The 5,696-nt window shown below is 66.5% G+C and carries 4 protein-coding genes and 1 pseudogene; all 5 read right to left on the bottom strand.

From position 1 onward, the window contains the following. Positions 1-87: 87 nt before the first annotated feature. Entirely contained in the window at positions 88-1,038 is a 951-nt protein-coding gene (ispH, locus tag AB4Y84_RS11250; RefSeq protein WP_312107668.1) for a 4-hydroxy-3-methylbut-2-enyl diphosphate reductase, read from the bottom strand. Positions 1,039-1,065: 27 nt separating this feature from the next. Beyond that, complete coding sequence (gene lspA / locus AB4Y84_RS11245; protein WP_088100522.1) at positions 1,066-1,590, bottom strand: signal peptidase II; 525 nt, start codon at positions 1,588-1,590, stop codon at positions 1,066-1,068. Beyond that, on the bottom strand, positions 1,590-4,421 hold the full coding sequence (gene ileS, locus AB4Y84_RS11240; RefSeq protein WP_442243816.1) for an isoleucine--tRNA ligase: 2,832 nt from the start codon (positions 4,419-4,421) through the stop codon (positions 1,590-1,592). Before ileS ends, lspA begins: the two co-directional genes overlap by 1 nt. After that, entirely contained in the window at positions 4,418-5,365 is a 948-nt protein-coding gene (locus AB4Y84_RS11235; protein ID WP_442243817.1) for a bifunctional riboflavin kinase/FAD synthetase, read from the bottom strand. The genes ileS and AB4Y84_RS11235 overlap by 4 nt, the downstream gene beginning before the upstream one ends. 75 nt (positions 5,366-5,440) lie before the next feature. Continuing rightward, a pseudogene (locus tag AB4Y84_RS11230) lies at positions 5,441-5,696 on the bottom strand (murein biosynthesis integral membrane protein MurJ); the annotation flags it as partial.

Here is a 5,696-nt window from a genome sequence, read left to right as displayed (position 1 = left end):
CTGCTTTCCAGCAGATCCACGCCATGCGTGGATGACGTACCGCCGACAGTGCGAACCAAGGTTCGCACCCACCAGCAGCGCTGTCGGTCAGTCCACCAGGCGCAGGCGCAGTTCCTTCGGCAGCGCGAACACCATCGATTCCGGCTCGCCATCCAGCTCGCCCACACCCGACGCGCCCAGCTCGGCCAGACGCGCCAGCACGCCATCGACCAGCACCTGCGGTGCCGAGGCACCAGCGGTCACGCCGATATGCTCCTTGCCGAGCACCCAGGCCGGGTCGATCTCGTGCGCACCGTCGATCAGGTAGCTCTCCACGCCTTCACGGCGGGCCAGCTCGCTCAGGCGGTTGGAATTGGAACTGTTCGGCGAACCGACCACCAGCACCAGGTCGCAGCGCTTGGCCAGGTCGCGCACGGCGTCCTGGCGGTTCTGCGTGGCGTAACAGATGTCGTCGTTCTTCGGCCCCTGCATCGCCGGAAAGCGCTCGCGCAGCGCATCGATGATGCCGCGCGTGTCATCCACCGACAGCGTGGTCTGGGTGGTGTAGGCGAAGTTTTCCGGCTGGTTGATGTGCAACGTGGCCACCTGCTCCACGTCCTCGACCAGGTAGATCTGGCCGGTGCCCGCTTCGCGGTTCCACTGGCCCATGGTGCCTTCCACTTCCGGGTGACCGGCATGGCCGATCAGCACCACGTCACGGCCGGCACGGCAGTGGCGGGCGACTTCGAAGTGGACCTTGGTCACCAGCGGGCAGGTCGCATCGAACACCTTCAGGCCACGGCGCTCGGCTTCCTGGCGCACGGCCTGGGAAACGCCATGGGCACTGAAGATGACCGTGTTGTTGTCCGGCACTTCGTCGAGTTCTTCGACGAAGATCGCGCCGCGCTGCTTCAGGTCATCGACCACGAAGCGGTTGTGCACCACTTCATGGCGGACATAGATGGGCGCGCCCAGCGTTTCGATCGCGCGCTTGACGATCTCGATCGCACGATCGACACCGGCACAGAAACCACGCGGGTTGGCGAGCAGCACATCCATCAGTTCAGTCTCCCGGCAGCGGCCGGCTTACGGTTTCGGGTTGGCATTATCCGCCTTTTTGGCGGACTTGCCGTCGAACAGGCCGAACAGGGCGATGCCTACGGCACCCACCACGATGGCCGAATCGGCGATGTTGAACGACGGCCAGACATGCTCGCCGACGTACCACTGGATGAAATCCACCACGTGGCCATGCACCTGGCGGTCGATCACGTTGCCGATCGCACCGCCGATTATCAGCGCGTAAGGCACGGCGGCCTTCCAGTTGCCACGGGCGGTGGCGCGCAGCCACCAGGCCATCAGCCCGCTGATGGTGATCGCCAGCACGGTGAAGAAATGCTTCTGCCAGCCACCGGCATCGCTCAGGAAGCTGAACGCTGCACCGGTGTTGTAGGTGCGGTACCAGTTCCAGAAGCCGTCGATGACCACCACGGGCTGGAACTCCGGCAGGCTCGACAGCACCCAGGCCTTCGACCACTGGTCCAGGCCGATGATGACTGCCGACAGCAGCAGCCAGATCAGGGCGTTGGGATGAGGACGCGCGGCGGCCATCAGAACCAGCTCCGCACTTCGCCGGCACCGGCGATGTTGGTCACGCAGCGGCCGCACAGTTCCGGGTGGTCGGCACTGCTGCCGACGTCGGCACGGTGGTGCCAGCAGCGCACGCACTTGGACTTCTGCGTCGGCTGGGCGCTGACGAACACCTCGTCGGTGGTCGCCGGGCGCACCTGCACGTCGCCGCTGATGAACAGGAAACGCAGTTCATCGGCCAGCGGCTGCCAGCGTGCTGCCTGCTCTTCACTGGCGGCGATGGTGATCTCCGCTTCCAGCGCGGCGCCGATCGCACCATTGGCGCGCATCGGCTCCAGCACCTTGGCCACCTGTTCGCGCACGGCCAGCAACTGGTCGAAGTCGGCAGCGTTGAGCTGTGCATCGGCCGGCAGCGGTGCCAGGCCCTCGTACCAGGTGGTGAACAGTACATGGCCAGCACGGTCGCCCGGCAGGTAGCCCCACAGCTCATCGGCGGTGAAGGTCAGGATCGGCGCCACCCAGCGGGTGAACGCTTCGGCGATGTGGTACATCGCACTCTGCGCCGAACGACGACCATCCGAATCGGTCGGCATCGTGTACAGGCGGTCCTTGGTCACGTCCAGATACAGCGAGCCCAGGTCCACGCTGCAGAAGTTCAGCAGCAGCTGCACGATCTCGGCCATGTCGTAGTTGTCATACGCCGCCTTGATCTTCTCCTGCAGTTCCCAGGCGCGATGCACGATCCAGCGGTCCAGCGCGACCATCTCGTTGAGCGGGCGCAGGTGCTGGGCCGGATCGAAACCGTCGAGGTTGCCCAGCAGGAAGCGGGCGGTGTTGCGCAGGCGACGGTAGGCGTCGGCGGTGCGCTTGAGGATTTCCTGCGACAGCGACATCTCGTTGCTGTAGTCGGCCGAGGCGATCCACAGGCGCAGGATGTCCGCGCCCAGCTTGTTCATGATTTCCTGCGGCTCGATGCCGTTGCCCAGCGACTTGGACATCTTGCGGCCGTGCTCGTCCACGGTGAAACCGTGGGTGAGGCACTGCTTGTACGGCGCGCGCTTGTCGATGGCCACGCCGGTCAGCAGCGAGGACTGGAACCAGCCGCGATGCTGGTCCGAGCCTTCCAGGTACAGGTCGGCCGGCTTGCCGAAGCCACGTGCAGCCAGCACGGCCTCATGGGTCACGCCCGAGTCGAACCAGACATCGAGGATGTCGGTGACCTTCTCGTAGTCGGCCGCTTCAGCGCCCAGCAGTTCGGCGGCATCCAGCGAATACCACACGTCGATGCCTTCGGCTTGGACGCGGTCGGCCACCTGCTGCATCAGCTCCACCGAACGCGGGTGGATCTCGCCGGTCTGGCGATGGGTGAACAGTGCGATCGGCACGCCCCAGGTGCGCTGGCGCGAGATGGTCCAGTCCGGGCGGCCGTCGACCATGCTCTGGATGCGCGCCTTGCCCCACGTCGGGAACCAGCCGACGGTGTCGATGGCGGCCAGCGCATCGTTGCGCAGGTTGGCCTTGTCCATCGAAATGAACCACTGCGGGGTGGCGCGGAACACCACCGGCGTCTTGTGCCGCCAGCAGTGCGGGTAGCTGTGGCGGATCTCGACGAAGGCCAGCAGTGCGCCGCTGTCACGCAGCACCTGCACGATCGCCTCCTGCGCCTTCCACAGGTGCTGGCCCGCCAGCACCACCTCGCCAGCCGGCGGGGTCGACTCTAGGTAGACGCCACGGCCGTCGATCGGAGTGATCTGACCGGCGTTGTACTTGTCCAGCAGGCCGTACTTCTGGCTGACCACGTAGTCTTCCTGGCCGTGGCCGGGGGCGGTGTGCACCGCACCGGTACCGTCCTCGTCGGATACGTGTTCGCCGTTGAGCACGAGGATCTCGCGCTCCGGGTAGAACGGATGGATCAGCAGCTGGTTTTCCAGCGCTGAACCTTCGGCCTCACCGTGCAGCACCACCGCGTCCACGCCATAGCGCTGCAGCGAGCGCTCGGCCAGTGCAGCGGCCAGCACCAGCCAACGGCGCTTGCCGTTGTGCGCGGGGCCTTCGGCCAGCACGTAGCGGATGTCCGCACCCAGCGACACCGCCAGCGAGGCCGGCAGCGTCCACGGGGTGGTGGTCCAGATCGGCACGGCCACTTCGACGTCGGCCGGCAGGCTGACGCCGAACGCCTGCGCTACGGCCTGCGCATCGCGCGCGGTGTAGGCGACGTCGATCGCCGGCGAGGTCTTTTCCTGGTATTCGATCTCGGCTTCGGCCAGCGCCGAGCCGCAGTCGAAGCACCAGTACACCGGCTTGGCGCCGCGCAGCAGGTGGCCGTTGGCGACGATCTTGGACAGCGCGCGGATCTCGTTGGCCTCGAAATCGAAGCTCAGGGTCTTGTACGGGTTGTCCCAGTCGCCGGTGACGCCCAGGCGCTTGAAGTCGGCGCGCTGGATGTCGATCTGCTCCTCGGCGAACTCGCGGCACTTCTGCCGGAACGCGACCGCATCGAGCTTCACCCCGACCTTGCCCCACTTCTTTTCCACCGCGATTTCGATCGGCAGGCCATGGCAGTCCCAGCCCGGCACATAGGGCGCATCGAAGCCGGCCAAGTAGCGCGACTTGACGATGATGTCCTTGAGGATCTTGTTGACCGCATGGCCCAGGTGGATGCGCGCATTGGCGTACGGCGGGCCGTCATGCAGCACGAACAGCGGGCGGCCGGCGGCATTGTCGCGCAGCTGCTGGTAGAGCCCCTGCTCTTCCCAGCGCGCCAGAATGCCCGGCTCGCGCTTGGGCAGGTCGCCGCGCATCGGGAATTCGGTGGCCGGCAGGTTGAGGGTGGTCTTGTAGTCCTGGCTCACGCAGTGGCTCGCAATCTATGTTCGGAAAGGATGGCACGCGCCTGTTCGGCGTCGCGGTGCATCTGGTCGGTCAGCGCCGCCAGATCGTTGAATTTCTCTTCGTCACGCAGCTTGGCAACGAATTCGACTTCGATGTGGCGCCCGTACAGGTCGCCCTGGAAATCGAACAGGTGCGCTTCCAGCAGCGGCTCCACGCCGTCCACGGTCGGCCGGGTACCGAAACTGGACACCGACGGCCACGGCTGGTCGAACACCCCGTGCACCCAGGTCGCGTAGATGCCCGACAGTGCCGGGGTCTTCGGGAAGCGCAGGTTGGCGGTGGGGAAGCCCAGCGTACGGCCGAGCTGGCGCCCGCGCACCACCCGACCGCTGATCGAGTAGGGACGACCCAGCAGGTCGCCGACACGGGCGAAGTCGCCTTCCTGCAGCAACTGGCGGATACGGGTACTGGAGATGCGATCGCCATGCAGGTCGACGGCTTCGATCTCGCCGGCGCTGAAACCGAGCTCGGCGCCCAGCGCCTGCAGCAGGGCCAGATCGCCACGGCGACGGTTGCCGAAACAGAACTCCGGCCCGATCCACACCTCGCGGGCGTTCAGGCGCTGCGCCAGCAGCTGGCGCACGAAGGTTTCGGCGGGCATCGCCGCCATCGCCGCATCGAAGCGCAGCAGGCCGATCGCATCAACGCCCAGTTCGTGCAGGATTTCGACCTTGCTGCGTGCCAGGGTCAACCGCGGCGGCGGCGTGCCCTGGGCGAAGAACTCACGCGGCAGGGGCTCGAAGGCCACCGCCACCGCAGCCAAACCCAAGGCGCGCGCACGCGCGACCGCGTGCCGCACCAGCGCACGATGGCCCAGGTGGAGGCCGTCGAATGCACCGATGCAGACCACGCTTCCGTTGGGGAACAGCTCCCCGCCCTCGACGCTTCTGAACAGCCTGCTCATCAACTCTCGTTCCGGCCGGCCGAAGCCCGCCGTTTCAATGGTGTAACCCTGAAGTATAGCCGCCGGGAGCCACGATCAATGCCCACGCAGGTCGCGCGGACGGAAGCCCATCGCCACCATCGCCAGCAGGTAGGTCAGCCCGCCACCGCCGACCAGCAGGCCGAGCGTGCCGATCCGTTCCCACACGCCCATCGACGAGAAGCCCGGCAGCCAGTACAGCAGGGCCAGCAGCACGCCGACCATCGCCGTGCACGCCAGCAGCAGGCGCAGCAGGTAGCCGCCCCAGCCCGGGCGCCGCTGGTAGACATCGGTCTTGCCCAGCCAGTACCAG

The sequence above is a fragment of the Stenotrophomonas sp. 2YAF22 genome (assembly GCF_052114665.1).
Taxonomy (GTDB): domain Bacteria; phylum Pseudomonadota; class Gammaproteobacteria; order Xanthomonadales; family Xanthomonadaceae; genus Stenotrophomonas; species Stenotrophomonas indicatrix.
Note: the sequence above shows the minus strand (reverse complement) of the source record. Positions and strands in the feature narration are given on the sequence as shown.

What these genes read in the sequence shown, in the direction of transcription:
- ispH (WP_312107668.1), bottom strand. Translation starts at nt 1,038, where the DNA reads ATGGATGTGCTGCTCGCCAACCCGCGTGGTTTCTGTGCCGGTGTCGAT.
- lspA (WP_088100522.1), bottom strand. Translation starts at nt 1,590, where the DNA reads ATGGCCGCCGCGCGTCCTCATCCCAACGCCCTGATCTGGCTGCTGCTG.
- AB4Y84_RS11235 (WP_442243817.1), bottom strand. Translation starts at nt 5,365, where the DNA reads ATGAGCAGGCTGTTCAGAAGCGTCGAGGGCGGGGAGCTGTTCCCCAAC.